The following is a 16,706-nucleotide window of genomic DNA, read 5'->3' on the forward strand; positions in this document are numbered from 1 at the left end:
AACTAAATTCGATGAGTTTTTTAATACAAGAAAGAACAAACAAAGCCATAGGAAGTTGGCATTTTGAACCCGAAGCGTTTTCTGAAGAAGAAATTGAAAAAATACACCAATTGGCTAATACGTTAGATTTTCAAAAGGCAGTTTTGGCTTCTGGACAAAACAATGACGGGTATCGAAAAAGTGAAGTAAAATGGTTAACGTCACAAATGGAAGGTGCTTATTGGTTATACCAAAAATTCGCAGAACTTTCTATGAATGCAAATGATCAACTTTGGCAATTTGATTTAACAGGTCTGTTGGAAAATATACAATATGGTGTTTACCGTAGTGATGGAGGACATTATGACTGGCACATGGATGTAGGAGGAGGCACCACTCAAAAAAGGAAAATCAGCATTGTACTACAACTTTCTGATCCCAAAGATTATGAAGGAGGAGAGTTAGAAATGTTTGTGAGTAAAGATGTCCAGAAAATACCCAAAAAGAAAGGTGCGGTAATTTTGTTTCCTTCCTATTGTATGCATAGAGTAACGCCAGTTACCAAAGGAGAACGAAGATCTATAGTACTTTGGGTATCCGGACCAGCTTTAAAATAAATAGTAATAAAGTTCTCTCTCAGACACAAACCTTGAGTGTCTTTAAATGTTCAAGGATCTAATCAAATGTTTTAAATCATTAACAAATGAAAAAATCAGTTTTAAAACTTAATGCATTTTTATTATTAAGCATCTTAACTGTGGTTAGCAGTTGTGAAAAAAATGACGAAATTTTAACTGAAGATGAAACTACTATAGAAGTACAAGCAAAAAACTATCGTAGTGATCCTGATAGTGAATATGAACATGGTTATGGTGGAGGAGGTTCTGGAAATTCTGGAGGAAGTTCTGATAATTCTAAGAATGATCCTTTTATTGTAAACCTATTTAATAGTTATATAGAATTGTATGAACACGACAACTTCAAAGGGAAACGACTATTTATTACACATAGTAATCATTTACATGACTTTAACTCAGTAAAATTCAATGATAAAGTAAGTTCAATAAAAATAAAAAAAGAATTTTTTAATGTAGCAGATGCTCATTTTTATGTAGGAAGAAATCATACAGGCATAACTCTTGAAACTATTGTTGGCCCAACATATGATGTTGGATCAAATCCTCAGTTTCTAAGTATATACAATACCGCTACTAATGGCGATATCGAAGTGCCCAGGCTTAGAGAGATTAATTTTGAGTGCTTTATTTTTTGTAATGATTGGAATGATGCAATGTCATCGGTAAGAATTTTTAGAAACTAAATTATTGATAAGTTAAGAAAGGTTGTGCAAATGTCCGATAGCTCAGATTTGCAATCTGAGCGATAAATGGTAGCAGTGTTATTATATATAATACTCTAGCATTTCTTACTCTTCGACGAATGAACAAATAAAATAGAAAGTATGGCGTGCGAATGTCTGAAACTTCTTGCTGTACAAACTAAGAAACTAAATTAAATACTTAAATAGAATAGAATGAAAAAATCAATTTTAAATTTTGGAAAAGTTTTACAAAAAGTAGAACAGAAAAAAATAAAGGGAGGTGGATGTCCTGGTTGCGATCAGCATGGTAATTACCGTAGGTCAGATTCAAAAGCAACAGAAGGTGCGACAAGGCCAGTATATTCATCTGGAGGTTCATAGGTTTTTAAATATATTTTAATCATTTGAGTGTTTTATTCAAACAAAAAATCAAACCCAATAATTATGAAAAAAAAGTAAACTTAAGAAAATTCGAATTAGATAAATTAACCGTTACCAAACTGTCAAATCCTATTGGAATAAAGGCGGGGTTTAGACAATTATATAGGAATGGAATATACTATGATTTAAGAGATGATGATACCGGTGATACTCGGTACTAATCCCAGTTGGCACAAGCAAAAATAAGTAATGGTTAGTGCGAGTGTCTCACTTGTACAGTCTATGCTTAGGCAATATAAATTTTAAACAACGCTATATTTAATTATATAGCGTTTTTTTTGTTTTTTAGATAGCTTTAGTTTAATAAGGTTACCGTTATGATAGATTTAGTAGTTATGCCTATTGCAAATCCGCACTATCATAGTCTTGATCCAGAATATTTACATAAACACAACTTTTGGTCTTGACCTATGATCATGATCCGTCTTTATAAATTCTAACCTGATTTTAGACAAAATAGTACAAAACAAAAAACCCGAACAATTTGTTCGGGTTTTCACTTTCAAGATGTGGTGCCTCCAGGAATCGAACCAGGGACACAAGGATTTTCAGTCCTTTGCTCTACCAACTGAGCTAAGGCACCTTGTTGTAAGCGGATGCAAATATAGAACGCTTTTTTTAATACTCAAAATAAAAATTTAAAAAATTTGTTATGTATTTTTGCAAATTATAATTTAAAATATGGAACTGACTATAGACGTGGGTAATACGTTTACGAAAATTGGAGTTTTTTCTGAATCGAAAATAGTACGTAAAAGTACAATCCAACAAAATGACTTTAAAACGGTGATTAAAAACATCAAAAAAGAGTTTCCATCTATTACATCGGCAATAGTATCTTCGGTAGCCAACATCGCAAAAGATGATTTGACTTTGGTTACTCATCTTTTTAAGACATTGGTTTTAGATCATAGTACAAAAATGCCTTTTAAAAATTTGTATACCACCCCCAAAACACTGGGGATAGATCGATTGGTATTAGTGGCAGCTGCGGTAGATCAATTCCCCAATAAAAATGTTCTGATCATCGATGCAGGAACATGTATTACTTATGATTTTAAAAATAGTAAACAAGAATACCTGGGAGGAGCTATTTCTCCTGGGATACGACTTAGATATACTAGCTTAAATGCTTATACCTCGAAGCTACCTTTATTAGAGTTTAAAGAGCCAGAGAGTAGTCTGGGAGATAGTACCGAAGCGGCGATACATGCGGGTGTAGTTATGGGCGTGGTTCACGAAATTAATGGAGTAATTGAAGAATATTGCAACATTTATAGTGATTTAACAGTTATTTTAACCGGTGGAGACTCACATTTTTTGTCTAAAAGATTAAAAAATAGCATATTTGCCACTTCCAATTTTTTGTTGGAGGGATTAAACTACATTTTAGCTTTTAATAATAGTAAATGATAAAGAAGATTTTAGTAATAATATTGGCACATGTTGCCGTAATATCTTACGCTCAGGAAGGGACATCGTCGCCTTATTCTTTTTATGGAATAGGAGTTGCGAAGTTTAAAGGAACAATAGAAAACAGGTCGATGGGAGGATTGAGTGTGTTTGCAGATAGTATTCATCTAAATCTTCAAAACCCAGCTTCTTACAGTAAATTAGGTCTTACAGCTTATACAGTAGGAGGCACTTTTAGTAATTATGAAATTAGTAATGCTAATAATGAAACTTCTTCTGGAGATAGTGCATCTCTGGATTATTTAGCAATTGGAGTTCCTGCAGGAAAATTTGGTTTTGGTTTTGGAGTTGTCCCACTTACTGCTGTAGGTTATGAAATTAGAAGTATTGATGAGGATGGAGCAGAGAATCAATTTACCGGTAATGGAGGAGTGAACAAGGTTTTTTTGGCAGCAGGAGTCAAAATTAATGAGAACCTGAGTATCGGTCTGGATGTAAATTATAATTTTGGTAACATAGAAAACAAAACGGTGGTAAGTGTTCCAGGCGTTCAATATAGCACGCGAGAACTAACAAGTACGGATATTTCATCCTTTAGTGCTTCATTTGGAGTCACTTATACTAGGGTGATTAAAGAAAAATTAGAGATATTTGCAAGTGCTGTATCCACTCCATCGTTTGAATTGGCATCAGAAAGATCGAGAGAACTTGCTTCAGTAATAATTAATAATGCAGGACAAGAAGGTATTGTAGAGGCGCAACAAATAAATATTGAAGATAAAGAAATAGATATTCCTGCAGAGTTTAAATTTGGTGCAGGTATTGGACAGCCTAGAAAATGGTTTGCAGGGGCAGAATATGTATATGTTGATTCGAAGGATTTTCAGGGGTTTGAATCTGGCCAAAGCAATGCTACTTATGAAAGTGGATCAAAATATAAATTAGGAGGTTATTATATTCCTAAATATAATTCTTTAACGAGTTATTTTAGCAGAATGGTGTATCGCGCAGGATTTCGTTATGAAGAAACAGGGTTAAACCTTAGTAATCAGTCAATAGATGAGTTTGGCATATCTTTTGGAGTAGGATTACCAGTTGGTAGGTTATTCTCTAATGCAAACATAAACTTTGAATACGGTCAGCGAGGAACCACAGATTTTGGGCTTATTAAAGAAGAGTTCTTTAACTTTTCTATAGGCTTTTCATTTAATGATAAGTGGTTTAGAAAAATAAAATTTAATTAAACAATACAAATAATTACTACAGCTATGAATACTAAAGTTTTACTTACGATAGCAACAGGACTAGTTTTAAGCACTGCAAAAGTAAGTGCTCAGGCTTCAGACTGTGCAACGACAGCTTCAATTGCTTATGAGCATGCCAAGGTGAAGAATTATGAATCGGCAGAGGCACCGCTTTGGAAAGTAAGAAAAGAATGTCCTACTTATAGTGTAGCAACCTATCAATTCGGTCAAAAGCTATTAGCGGCAAAATATAAGAAAGCTGCTGCAGGAGAGAAATTGGCTTTGGCTAAAGAAAGAATTGCGCTTTGGAAGGAAAGAAAACAGTACTTTCCTGCAAAAACAAAGTTAGGGGCAATGCACTCTGATATCGGACAGTTAATGTATGATAACAAAATAGGAACAAAAGAAAATCAATTTGCAGAGTTTCATAAAGCTTGGACAGAAGACAAGGCCAATTTTAAGAACCCTAAAAATGTGTATACATATTTTTCTTTGCTAGTTGATCTTCATGGAGCAAAGAAAAAAGAACTTCAGGAAGTTTTTGATCTATACGATGAAGTAATCGAGAAAATAGAGGATGAAGAAAGTGCAAAAGCAAAAACGATTGCTACTTTTACAGAAAAAGAAGAATCAGGTACAGCACTAAGTAGTAAGGAGAAAAAAAAGCTTAAAAGATCTGGAATAATTTTATCGAACTACAGTAAAGTAAAAGCTGGTGTAAACCAAAAGTTAGGAGAGTTAGCAGATTGTAAAAACCTTATCCCATTGTATAATGGACAATTCGAATCAAAGAAGTCTGATGTTAATTGGTTGAAAAGTGCAGCGAGTAGAATTTCTGCAAAAGATTGTACAGATGATCCGTTATTCTTTAAATTGGTAGAGTCTTTACATAAGGCAGAGCCATCGGCTAAATCTGCATACTACCTTGGTCTATTAGCATTAAAAGATAAGAAAACTACAACAGGATTAAAATATTTTAACCAATCTGCAGAACTTGAAACTAAAGCAAGTGATAAAGCAAAAGTTTATTTCAAGATAGGTGAAGTGATGAAAAAGCAGGGTAGTAAAGGTAAAGCAAGGTCTTATTACAGAAAGGCACTTAAACAAAAGCCTTCTATGGGAGTTTGTTACATAAGAATTGCTAATATGGTGGCAAGTAGTGCCAATAGCTGCGGAACAGATGTTTTTAGTAAAAGAGCGGTATATTGGTTGGCAGAAAATTATGCTAGAAGAGCAGGAAAAGTTGATCCTAGCTTAAAATCTACAGGAGATAAGTATGCAGCAAATTATAAAGCAAAAGCACCATCTAAAACAGATATTTTTAATAACCCTGGTGTAAAATCTGTTAGTATTGGATGTTGGATTGGTGAAACAGTTAGAGTGCCAAAATTGTAATGCAACATAAAAAATATTATATCATAAAAAGCATTGTTGCAGTATGCGCTGTAACAATGCTTTTTTCATGTCAATCTACTCAAAAAGAAGATACAGCTTATATAGATTTTGAAGAAGTGCCTATTGCTGAAGCATATGAGGTGAATTTAAAATACACAGATTCTGGTAAGTTGAAGGCTATTCTTAAAACACCAAAAGTGTTGGATTTTTCTAATAAATCTTTTGCATACTTCGAGTTTCCAAAAGGTATTGTGTTAGATATTATTGATGAAGAAGGAAAAGTTAGCGTAGTTACTTCTGATTATGCAATTTCGTATAAACAAACCGGGATTATCGATATGAGAGGTAATGTAGATATTAAAACGGCAGATAGTACCCATTTAAAAGCAAAGCAATTATATTGGGACCAAAATATTAATTGGGTATTTACAGACCAACAGTATAAAAGTTATTTGCCAGACGGAACCGTTAATGAAGCAGATGGCTTTGATGCTAATCAGGATTTTACTATCTTGAATTCACGAATTAATGATGGTGTAATGTTTATAGAGGAGTAATCCAGTACTATGATGAAAGTATTTAGATTTTTTGAATATGCTTATTTAGCAATAATGTGTTTTTTTGTATATCAGGCATATGTAGAATGGGGGCAAGAAGGAGGAAGAAGTATATTGTATCTTTTTTTTGCTGCTGTAGCGGTCTTTATGTTTTTCTTTAAAAGAAACTTTAGAAAACGATTTGAGGCTAATAACAAAGACTAATCCATGGAATTGCATATCGTTGTTATTCTATTTTCTCTCTTGCTTTCGGCATTCTTTTCTGGGATGGAAATTGCCTATGTTTCATCCAACAAAATACATATTGAAATAGAAAAAAAGCAAGGTGGTTTTATTCCTAAAATACTTGCACGACTTACCAGAAAACCTTCAAAGTTTATTGCTACCATGCTGGTAGGTAATAATATTGCATTAGTTGTGTATGGGTTTTATATGGGAGAGCTATTAATGAAAGTATTTCAGGCATCAATCCCTACAGGTTTTTGGATGTTGGATTATTTATTTACAGATCTCAAACTTTTGGCTCAAACCATAGTTTCTACAATGGTTATCTTGATTACGGCAGAGTTTTTACCAAAAGTCTTTTTCCAGATCTATTCAAATAGTTTATTGAAAGCGTTTTCTTTTCCAGCATATATATTTTATGTGATTTTTTCACCTATTTCTTCATTCGTTATCTGGATTTCGGATTTTGTTTTAAAAAAATTTTTAAAAACAGATGGTGATGAGGTGCAACTTGCTTTTAGTAAAACAGAATTAGGTGATTACATAACAGAGCAAATGGGAACAATAGAAGAAGATGATGAGGTAGATAGTGAGATTCAGATTTTTCAGAATGCTTTGGATTTTTCTGATGTTAAATCGCGAGAAGTCATGATCCCAAGAACCGAAATCGTTGGAGTCGAAAAATCACAATCGATAGAAGAGGTAAGTGCACTTTTTATAAATACAGGATTGTCAAAAATTATCGTGTATGATAATACGGTAGATGATATTATAGGGTATGTGCATTCTTTTGAATTGTTTAAAAAGCCAAAATCGTTAAGAGCAATACTGCTTCCGGTTGTATTTGTGCCAGAAACAATGTTTGTTAAAGATGTACTTAATCTGTTGACCAAAAAGCATAAAAGCATTGCTGTTGTAATAGATGAATACGGAGGGACAAGCGGAATCATTACAGTAGAAGATATTGTAGAAGAACTTTTTGGAGAAATAGAAGATGAACACGATTCTATAGAGCTTATAGAAGAGCAGTTGGCAGAAAACCGGTATAGATTCTCTGCACGACTAGAAGTAGATCATATTAATGAATCTTATAAACTGGACTTGCCAGAAGATGAGAATTATGAGACATTAGGAGGGATGATTGTAAATCATACCGAAGAAATTCCTGAAGAAGGAGAAGAGGTGAAAATAGATGATTTTAAAATCAAAATTCTGGAAACCTCGAATACCAAAATTGAAATTGTAGAATTACACGTTATTAAAGGAGATTAGTTTAACCAGAGGTGTATATGAGTAATAATGAAAAGTATCATTCGTTTGTGCCATTTATTCTGATATATGCTGCTTTGGTCATATGTGACTTAATAATTGGTAGCAACCCTCGACTTATAGAATACAGGTATTTTACAAAACCTGCTATACTTAGTGCCTTGATTATCTTTTTTCTAGTACGCAAAAACAAAGTGAGGTCTTCTGTATTCTGGATAACCACATTAGCATTATTATTTTCTTTATTTGGTGATATTCTGCTACTATTTGTAGAAAAATCTCAGGTGTTTTTTATAAGAGGATTAGTTATGTTCTTATTGGCGCATCTAATGTATATTTTAGTTTTTTTGAAAAAGCAAAATAAACAGAAGAAAGGAGTGCTTTTCTTTTTGCTTTCTTCATTATATGGGGGTATTTTGTTTGGTGTTTTATATTTAGGATTAGGAGATATGATGATTCCTGTTATCATCTATATGATTGTGATTTTGATAATGGCTAATACAGCATATCTCAGAGATGGTTGTGTGCCCAAAATCAGTTTTAAGTTAGTTTTTATAGGCGCCTTACTTTTCATGATTTCTGATAGTTTGTTGGCTTATTCGTTGTTTTATAGCACTTTATTTCTAGAAAATGTATGGATAATGAGTACCTATGCGTTTGCGCAATTGTTGATTGTTTTAGGGATTTTGAAACAAGAAAACCAGACAAGAATCATTGGATAAACAGTTAACCATTTCTTAAATTTTTAACAACCTTTTTGTCTTTACCAAGCAGGTGCTGGGGAAATAACCCTCATTAAATTAGTGCTTCACAAGACTTTCAGATTTTTTAATTGGTATTATTACAATAAAATGGTATTTTCGCCCACTATATTTGAATAAATTATACAATACCATGGCAGTTTTAAATAAAATCAGACAGCGTTCGGTTTTTCTAATCGTAATTATCGCACTAGCACTTTTCTCTTTTGTGCTAGCAGATTTAATCCGTAATGGAGGAGCAATATCACAAAAAGCAGAAAACATTATAGCAACTATAAACGGGAAAGATATAGACAGAACCGATTTTGCGAAAAAAGTGGAACTAGCTTCCAGAAGTTTTGGTGGTGGTTCATCGAGTCTTCAGGCGGTTAATTATGTTTGGAACCAGCAATTAAGAGAGACTGTTTTTGAAGAGCAATTCGAAGCTTTGGGAATAATGGTAGGAGAAGATCAAGTAAATCAATTACTAGAAGAGTCTTTGGCAAATAACCCTACTTTTCAAAACGAAGCAGGATCTTTTGATAAGGTTAAAATGCAAGAATATGTGGCAAACGTAAAAGCTACTTCGCCGCAAGCTTATCAACAATGGTTAGATTTTGAAACTTCTGTAAGTAAGGGAGCAAAAGAGAAAACATACCTTACTATGATTAAAGCAGGTGTTGGTTCTACATTAAAAGAAGGAGAATTGGTATACAGAATGGAAAATGATAAAGTAGATATCAAATATGTTCAGTTACCATTCACCAGTATACAAGATGCAGAGATTACTATAAGTGATGCAGATGTAAAAGCTTATATAAAAGAACATGCTGATCAGTATAAAAGTGATGCTTCAAGAAATATTAACTATGTGTTGTTTAAAGAAGAAGCAAGCGAAGAAGATGAGAACGAGTTAAAAAAGGAAGTTGAAAGTTTACTGGCAGATAGAGTAGAGTTTAATGCAATTACAAAAGCTAATGATTCTATCAAAGGGTTTGTTAATGCAGAGAATATAGAAGAATATGTAAATCAAAACTCTGCTATCAAGTATGATGATAGTTTCAAATATAAAAAAGATTTACCTACGGTTGTTTCTGATACGTTATACAACCTTGAGGTTGGAGGGGTATTTGGACCATATAAAGATGGCGATTTTATTAAAGTTTCAAAAATAGTAGCTCATAAAAGCATGCCAGACTCTGTAAAAGCAAATCATATTTTGGTGTCGTGGGAAGGCCTTAGTACTGCTGGAGATACAAAAAGAACAAAAGAAGAAGCAAAAGCACTTGCAGATAGCATTAATAACGTAACAAAAGCAGATAAGTCTAAATTTTCTGAATTGGCAGCCAAGTTCTCTTCAGATAATTCTAACAAAGATAAAGGCGGAGATTTAGGATATTTTACAACGGGTAGAATGGTGCCTGCATTTAATGATTACTGCTTCGAAAATAAAGCGGGAGATCAAGGAATTGTAGAAACGCAATTTGGATACCATGTTATTAATATAGTAGAACAAAAGAATGAGCAAAAAGTTGTTAAAGTAGCTACGGTAGCTCGTAAAATAGAGCCAAGTGAAAAAACAATCAACGCTATTTTTACAGAAACGACTAAGTTTCAGATGGCAGCTAAAGACAAAGATTTTGAAGCAGCTTCTAAAGAAAAGAATTTAACAGCAAAGCCTGTAAATAAAATAAAAGAATTAGATGAGAACATCCCAGGATTAGGGTCTAAGAGAGCTATCGTGCAATGGGCTTTTAATGAAGAGTCTAAAGTAGGAGATATCAAACGTTTTGATGTGCCAGATGGATATGCAGTAGTGCAACTAACTGCAAAAGCAGCTGAAGGAGCTATGAGTGTTGAAGAAGCAAGTGCATCGGTAAAACCTATTTTGATAAATGAGAAAAAAGCAGCTCAATTAATCGCAAAGATATCAGGAAGTACATTAGATGCAATTGCTCAAGGTCAGGGGCAAACAGTAAAAGTTGCTTCTGCCCTAAATATGAAGACTCCTACCATAAGTGGTGCAGGAACAGAACCAGCAGTAGTAGGAACGGCTTTTGCTCTTGAAGCAGGAAAAGTATCTAACCCTATTATAGGAAATAATGGAGTGTATGTAATCGAGGTTACAAAAAATACTCCAGCAAATGGATTGGATACATATATGAGTTATGTTGCTCAAACGTCTAAGACACAAATAGGAGCTGTAGATTCAAAAGTATTTGAAGCGCTTAAAGAAGCTGCAGAGATAGAAGATAAAAGAGCTAAGTTCTACTAGTAGTAAAACTTAAAATAGAATAAAAAAACCTGAAGATTGTTTCTTCAGGTTTTTTTATGATTATTAACTTTGATGTTGTTTTAAGCAGTGCTTTTATGCTCTAACTTTTTTCTCCCACTTCCAGGCAGAACTTAGGGCGTCGTCTAAGCTACTTTTTGCATTCCACCCTAATTCATTATTTGCTTTTGAAGTATCGGCATATGCCGCTGTAATATCCCCGTCTCTTCTATCTACTATTTTATAATTTAATTTTTGTTCAGATACTTTCTCAAATGATTGTATAACTTCAAGAACTGAGCTTCCTGTGCCTGTGCCTACATTAAAAACTTCGTAATTAGAAGATGAGTTGTTGTTCAACAATCGTTGTAAAGCAACCACATGAGCTTTGGCAAGATCTACAACATGAATGTAATCTCTTATACAGGTGCCATCGGTGGTTGGATAATCATCTCCAAAAACAGATAATTGATTTCTCAACCCAATGGCTGTTTGAGTAATAAAAGGTACTAGGTTTTGAGGAACACCAATGGGTAGTTCTCCAATTTCTGCAGAAGGATGAGCGCCAATAGGATTAAAATAGCGTAGAGCAATAGCTTTTAGGTTTTTAGTAACTCTACAGGTATCCTTGATGATCTCTTCTCCTATTTGTTTTGTGTTTCCGTAAGGAGATTCGGCTACTTTTACCGGGGCATCTTCTGTTATAGGTAGTTCATCTGCTTGGCCATATACGGTGCATGAAGAGCTAAAAATAAAATTAGCAGCCTGTTTTTTTGATAATTGCTGAAGTAGGTAAATAAGTGTAGAAATATTGTTTTCGTAATAAAGTAATGGGTTTTCTACACTCTCACCTACCGCTTTAGAAGCGGCAAAATGAATAATACCTTCGATATCAGAATGACGTTCAAAAAAATCCTGAACTTTATTCTTTTCTCTTAGATCAAATTGTTCAAAAAGAGGTTGTTTACCAGTAATAGCAACAATGCCTTTAATAACATCGGGAGATGAGTTTGAGCAGTTATCTATGATAACAACATCAAATCCTGTGTTTTGAAGCTCTACGACTGTGTGAGAGCCTATAAATCCCAAGCCCCCAGTAACTAAGATTTTCATATAGTAAATTGTTTAGTTTTTGCGCAGACGAAGTTGCAATAATTATAGTATTTTAGCAACTTCTTGATTTACAAATTCTAGAAATCGTTCATCTTGTTCTGTAAATGGGTCTGGTGTTTCAGAATCAATGTCGATTTGACCAATGTTTTCTCCGTTTTTAAATAAAGGGATTACAATTTCAGATTTAACAGTAAGACTGCACGCTATATAATTGTCTTGTGCTTGTACATCAGGAACCACAAAGTTTTTATTAGAAACAGCTACTTGACCACAGATGCCTTTTCCAAATGGTATAACAGTGTGATCAGTTTTTTTACCAACATAGGTTCTTAGGACCAATTCTTCTTTATCCCCATTCCTAAAATAAAAACCAACCCAATCATAATAATCGATTGAGTCCTTTAGTAATTGACATACCTTTTGCATTCGATCTGTTATGCTATCGTTTTTATCGGTAAGAATGAGAGTTACTTTTGGTTTTAAATCTTCAAATGACATGAATTTTGTTTTTAGAGAGCGTATTAATATTTTATATATAATCGAGAATTTATATTTTAGTCGTTTTTAGAATCAAAATACAATAAGCGATACATAGTGCTCACAAAAATATTTAAAATATAAAAACTTATAGAAAAGAGGAGCTTATTGTTTCGTTAAAAATGAAGATGGATAGTTTTATTGTGAGTTTGTATTGTAAGAATACAAGATGTAGGAATCCTGTATTTGATTAGAATTAACTAACTTGTAGAACATGGGTAATTATAATTTTAGATCAAAAAAAGAGTACCTGTATAAGGGAATGGTATTTGTTCTTTTAGCTTTGGTAATGAGATGTGCAAAAGATAAAAAATTAAAAGAAAACCAGGAGGTAGATGTGGTTCAGAAAAATAATAACCTTGATCACGTTAACAATAAAGTAAATGTTAGTTTTTCTGATGTAACAATAACAAAAGTCTACACATCTTATTTGTCTATCAAAGGTGCTTTGGTAAATTCTGATAGTAAACAAGTAAGGGAAGAAGCAAAGAAATTGAGTGTTATAAATAAGGATTTAAAAGGTTTTAAAGAACTTAAAGCAGTTGTAAAACTTATTTCTTTAACAAAAGATACTAAGAAACAGCGAGATTTTTTTGCTACCTTAACTACAGAATTTGAAAAATTAATAAAAACTACTACCATTGATTCTGGAGAAATATATAAACAGTTCTGCCCGATGGCGTTTGAAGGAGAAGGAGGGTGTTGGTTTTCTAATGCAAGGGAGATTAGAAACCCTTATTTTGGTAAAGAAATGCTTCTTTGTGGTAGTGTAGAAGAAGTGTTTAAATAAACTTTATGATAGTTAACTATCATGATATGTAAGAGGAAAGATGTTAGATATAAACATAAATGGGATACTATGACAATAAAAATACTATCATTGATTTTTTCTGCGTTGTTTTTTTCCTGTACAGATATACAAGAGCCTATAGAGCCTACTGTACAAATATCGGCGTTAATAGAAAAATCTAGAGCATTACAAGTACGAGGAGATAAAATTGAACAAAGTTTACTTCAAAAAAAAGATTCTATAGAGGTGCAATTGATGAAGCATAAGCAACAAAATCAAGCTATAAATCAAAAAGACTTTGTTAACCTTCTCGAGATTTCAGAAAACTTTGTTCTCGATATGCGATATGCCACTACTAATAATTTTCTAAAAGAAAAAGTGTATTCTTGTGCGCAGTGTTATGTGAGAAAAGAAGTGGCAAAAGCTCTTGTTGCGGCAAATGATGATTTGATTAAGAAAGGTTATAAAATAAAATTATTTGATTGTTATCGACCTTATAGTGTGCAAAAAAAAATGTGGAAAATTTTTCCTAACCCTGGATATGTAGCAGATCCTAAAGGAGGATCTATTCATAACAAAGGAGCAGCTGTAGATATTAGCTTGGTAAAATTGGATGGTAGTTCTGTAGATATGGGAACTACATATGATCATTTTGGTAAAGAGGCACATCATTCTTATCAAAAATTACCTAAAGAAGTATTGGAGCATCGTAAACTTTTGCGAGAGACAATGCAATATCATGGATTTTCGACCATAAAAACAGAATGGTGGCATTATAATTTTAAAAGTACTATCAGGTATTCGATATCTGATTTTAAATGGAAATGTACCTAGATTTTCTTAGCAATATTTAAGAATATTGCTTTTTTCTTTTTTTACTTAGTATGTTTCTGGAAAGAAAGGTTTCTCTTGTTGATTAATTCGTTTTTGAAATTTTCTAAATAGTTTAGTGTCTTAAATGTTAGTTTGTTAACATTTTTATAAGTGTAAAACTTATATTAAGATATTGTGAAGTGCTCAAAATTTGTGTAAATACCTTGGCTTTTTTTACGAAATATTGATATATTTATATCGATTACCCTCCCTTTTAAAAGTTAGATAGCAATATCGAGCTTCTTTTCTTTTTGATATAAAAAATATCAAAAGGAGTACGTACATTTTTTTAGTAAGAAACATAAACCGTAAAAGAGTTAAGATGATTTTACAACAATATTACCTTCGTAAAAAGGATAAAATTGATAAAAATAAGTATATCGGGCAATCTTCAAAAGATAGTATAGATACTTGTTTACAACGAAACAATGATCCTCAATTGCTAGGAAAAATATTAATGCCCCGAATATTAGTTCTGTATAGGTAAGTATATTCTTTTATGCCATGTTATAAGCTAATTAGCTGATTGAAAACATACCCAATAAATTGTAAAAGCATTTTGATCTGAAATTATATAAAGTAAGCTATAATTAAGATTATTTAAAAATACTGTTAATCAACGTATTACGTAAAACAAACACCGTTAAAATGAAAAGAAACTATCAATTATTAGAGAAGAGAAGAAAGTTCGTTCAAAATTATGTTTCCAGTAATCAACATAGGCAAATGAAACAGGTGGTAGCAGAACTTTCTGAACAATTATTTCTTTCAGAAAGAACTATATACAATATTATTAATCAAGCCCCTGCTCTTAAGGTAGTAGTATAGGCTTTTAAAAAAGATTACTTTTTATTTGCTCTTTTACTTGTTGAGCAATAGAGAATTGCATTTTTAGATGAATTGATATACAAATCATTAAATAAGAATATAATATTTTGTTTAATGATTTGTATGTCAAAAAAACTTAAAAACAACATCTTTATTTTTAAGTGAAGTTTCTTATTCTTTTGATAAGTCAGTTTGAAGATTGATTTCCTCTATTTAAAAAGATCAAATTAGTGTTATTTATTTTTAAAGGTAAAATAAATCCAAATCAATTGCGTAAAAATGATGCGGTAAGTTGTATCATAATATGTTAGCAAAAAACAGGTAAAATAAGTAACAAGTGCAGTTTTAGGTAAAGGTTAAGAATAGATTTTCTTTTTGTGGTAAGTGTATTTGAGTATGGGGAATTTTTAGTTTTGCTGAAACTTAAAAAACCTATCAAATGAGATCTATTGCCTTAAAACCTATTTTAATTTTTTGATATGATTTGTTTGCTTCCTTATTTCGAGTAAACAGAACGAATCAGAAGAACTCCAATTTACATCAGAAGTAAGTACCGAATCAGAGTACGTAGTTAAAGAAGAAGCCGCAAAAAAAATTGCGCTAAGTTTTCTCAAAAATAAAAGAGAAAAGAACATAGATGCGGTTTTGGATATAAAGACACTTCTGGATCCTCTTAAAAGACCTTATATGTATATCGTGCAGCTCAATAAAGGAGAAAATGAAAATTCTTTTGTTATTGTCTCTGGAGATAAAAGATTAGAACCCATTTTAGCGTATGGTGATAATGAGTTTGATCTTGATCATATGCCAGAACAATTAGAATATTGGGTGCAGGGATATAAAAGTCAGGTAAGTTATTTTAGAGACCAAAAAGAACCAGTACAACCCGAGATTCTTAAAGAGTTTGATCAAAAGGTTGATCGTATAGGATCTGATCAACAATCAAAAAAAGTACGATCAGAGCATGTGTCTCCTTTATTAACAACCCGTTGGGGACAAGGTTGTGTTTTTAATAGTTTTTTATCTAAAAAAGAAGATATAGGAACTGGATGTACTACAAACTTACCTTGTGAAAGAGCATATACAGGATGCGTAGCAACATGTTTATCTCAGGTTGTAAATTATTATAACTCTATGCGTGGATATGATTATACAAAACTAAGACGCTCTTATTTTGATACAGATTTGGGCACTTTGCAAGGAGATGAAGTTGCTAGGCTTATGAAAGAAGTGGGAGAAATAATGGATATGGAATACACATGCTCTGTGTCATTGGCATATTCAAGTGATGTACTTCGATCTCATGTTAGCCAAGCATTAGGGTTTACTTCGCCTATAAAAGCAGAGTGGTTTTATAGCATGGATATAGAAAATATTATATCAGAAATGAAAGGAGGAAACCCTTTGGTGATTTCTGGTAAAGATTATAATAATGGTAGAAGAGCAGGGCATTTATGGGTGTTGGATGGTTTTGTGAGATATTTTGGAACTCAACAAAACACTACATATTTTCACTTTAATTTAGGGTGGGACGGAAGAAGTAATGGTTGGTATTTGTATAATGACTTTAAATTAGGGAGCTATAATTTTAATCAATATGTAAGGGTGTTTTACAATTTTAGAAAGTAAGAAGTAAATTGCAAGGAAAACAAAACCATCTCGAATCAACGAGATGGTTTTTTGTTTTATAGCAGGTTAGTTTATTCATA

Annotated in this window: 18 protein-coding genes and 1 tRNA gene; 16 read left to right on the forward strand and 3 right to left on the reverse strand. The window is 32.6% G+C overall.

Going from position 1 to position 16,706, the window contains the following annotated elements:
- The first annotated feature begins 11 nt into the window (after positions 1–11).
- The 4 genes from ABW636_RS04430 to ABW636_RS04445 all read left to right on the forward strand — a co-directional run bounded on the left by ABW636_RS04430 (position 12) and on the right by ABW636_RS04445 (position 1,902).
- The gene (locus tag ABW636_RS04430; protein WP_367588740.1) at positions 12–596 is read left to right on the forward strand and encodes a 2OG-Fe(II) oxygenase; all 585 of its coding nucleotides are present in this window, start codon (positions 12–14) and stop codon (positions 594–596) included.
- An 86-nt stretch (positions 597–682) separates the two neighbouring features.
- Entirely contained in the window at positions 683–1,300 is a 618-nt protein-coding gene (locus tag ABW636_RS04435; protein ID WP_367588741.1) for a beta/gamma crystallin-related protein, read from the forward strand.
- 213 nt (positions 1,301–1,513) lie between these two features.
- Positions 1,514–1,681, forward strand: a complete 168-nt coding sequence (locus ABW636_RS04440) for a hypothetical protein (RefSeq protein WP_367588742.1) — start codon at positions 1,514–1,516, stop codon at positions 1,679–1,681.
- Between the two features lie 23 nt (positions 1,682–1,704).
- Positions 1,705–1,902, forward strand: a complete 198-nt coding sequence (locus ABW636_RS04445) for a hypothetical protein (RefSeq protein WP_367588743.1) — start codon at positions 1,705–1,707, stop codon at positions 1,900–1,902.
- Between the two features lie 349 nt (positions 1,903–2,251).
- On the opposite strand, the gene ABW636_RS04450 is transcribed toward ABW636_RS04445, so the two are convergent.
- Positions 2,252–2,324 (reverse strand) — tRNA-Phe (locus ABW636_RS04450).
- Positions 2,325–2,422: 98 nt separating this feature from the next.
- Here ABW636_RS04450 and ABW636_RS04455 point away from each other — a divergent pair.
- The 8 genes from ABW636_RS04455 (at position 2,423) to ABW636_RS04490 (ending at position 10,859) form a co-directional block, all read left to right on the forward strand.
- Entirely contained in the window at positions 2,423–3,154 is a 732-nt protein-coding gene (locus ABW636_RS04455) for a type III pantothenate kinase (RefSeq protein ID WP_367588744.1), read from the forward strand.
- Positions 3,151–4,398 (forward strand): BamG family beta-barrel-assembly machinery protein, encoded by a 1,248-nt coding sequence (gene bamG / locus ABW636_RS04460; protein ID WP_367588745.1) that lies wholly within the window; start codon positions 3,151–3,153, stop codon positions 4,396–4,398. Before ABW636_RS04455 ends, bamG begins: the two co-directional genes overlap by 4 nt.
- A gap of 24 nt (positions 4,399–4,422) precedes the next feature.
- A complete protein-coding gene (locus ABW636_RS04465) occupies positions 4,423–5,793 on the forward strand; it encodes a tetratricopeptide repeat protein (RefSeq protein WP_367588746.1) in 1,371 nt (456 codons plus the stop codon).
- Positions 5,793–6,350, forward strand: a complete 558-nt coding sequence (gene lptC / locus ABW636_RS04470; RefSeq protein WP_367588747.1) for an LPS export ABC transporter periplasmic protein LptC — start codon at positions 5,793–5,795, stop codon at positions 6,348–6,350. Before ABW636_RS04465 ends, lptC begins: the two co-directional genes overlap by 1 nt.
- Before the next feature lie 9 nt (positions 6,351–6,359).
- Positions 6,360–6,554, forward strand: coding sequence for a hypothetical protein (locus tag ABW636_RS04475; RefSeq protein ID WP_367588748.1), 195 nt, complete (start codon positions 6,360–6,362; stop codon positions 6,552–6,554).
- A gap of 3 nt (positions 6,555–6,557) precedes the next feature.
- Positions 6,558–7,847 carry a hemolysin family protein gene (locus ABW636_RS04480; RefSeq protein WP_367588749.1) on the forward strand — a complete coding sequence of 430 codons (1,290 nt, stop codon included), beginning with the start codon at positions 6,558–6,560 and terminating at the stop codon, positions 7,845–7,847.
- Positions 7,848–7,864: 17 nt separating this feature from the next.
- Positions 7,865–8,566, forward strand: coding sequence for a lysoplasmalogenase (locus ABW636_RS04485; RefSeq protein WP_367588750.1), 702 nt, complete (start codon positions 7,865–7,867; stop codon positions 8,564–8,566).
- Positions 8,567–8,738: 172 nt separating this feature from the next.
- Positions 8,739–10,859, forward strand: a complete 2,121-nt coding sequence (locus tag ABW636_RS04490) for a peptidylprolyl isomerase (RefSeq protein WP_367588751.1) — start codon at positions 8,739–8,741, stop codon at positions 10,857–10,859.
- Positions 10,860–10,952: 93 nt separating this feature from the next.
- Here the strand turns inward: ABW636_RS04490 and galE are convergent, their stop codons facing one another.
- Positions 10,953–11,969, reverse strand: a complete 1,017-nt coding sequence (galE, locus tag ABW636_RS04495; RefSeq protein ID WP_367588752.1) for a UDP-glucose 4-epimerase GalE — start codon at positions 11,967–11,969, stop codon at positions 10,953–10,955.
- Between the two features lie 42 nt (positions 11,970–12,011).
- Positions 12,012–12,467: an XrtF-associated fRMsr-like GAF protein gene (locus ABW636_RS04500; protein WP_367588753.1), complete on the reverse strand. Its 456-nt coding sequence runs from the start codon at positions 12,465–12,467 to the stop codon at positions 12,012–12,014.
- A 253-nt stretch (positions 12,468–12,720) separates the two neighbouring features.
- On the opposite strand from ABW636_RS04500, the gene ABW636_RS04505 reads away from it, so the two are divergent.
- The 4 genes from ABW636_RS04505 to ABW636_RS04520 all read left to right on the forward strand — a co-directional run bounded on the left by ABW636_RS04505 (position 12,721) and on the right by ABW636_RS04520 (position 16,626).
- Positions 12,721–13,296: a DUF3347 domain-containing protein gene (locus ABW636_RS04505; protein WP_367588754.1), complete on the forward strand. Its 576-nt coding sequence runs from the start codon at positions 12,721–12,723 to the stop codon at positions 13,294–13,296.
- 69 nt (positions 13,297–13,365) lie between these two features.
- The gene (locus tag ABW636_RS04510) at positions 13,366–14,130 is read left to right on the forward strand and encodes a M15 family metallopeptidase (protein ID WP_367588755.1); all 765 of its coding nucleotides are present in this window, start codon (positions 13,366–13,368) and stop codon (positions 14,128–14,130) included.
- Positions 14,131–14,817: 687 nt separating this feature from the next.
- Positions 14,818–14,997, forward strand: a complete 180-nt coding sequence (locus tag ABW636_RS04515; protein ID WP_367588756.1) for a hypothetical protein — start codon at positions 14,818–14,820, stop codon at positions 14,995–14,997.
- Positions 14,998–15,495: 498 nt separating this feature from the next.
- A complete protein-coding gene (locus ABW636_RS04520; RefSeq protein WP_367588840.1) occupies positions 15,496–16,626 on the forward strand; it encodes a C10 family peptidase in 1,131 nt (376 codons plus the stop codon).
- Positions 16,627–16,706: the final 80 nt, after the last annotated feature.

It is taken from the genome of Aquimarina discodermiae, assembly GCF_040786235.1.
In the GTDB taxonomy this organism is placed as follows: Bacteria; Bacteroidota; Bacteroidia; order Flavobacteriales; family Flavobacteriaceae; genus Aquimarina.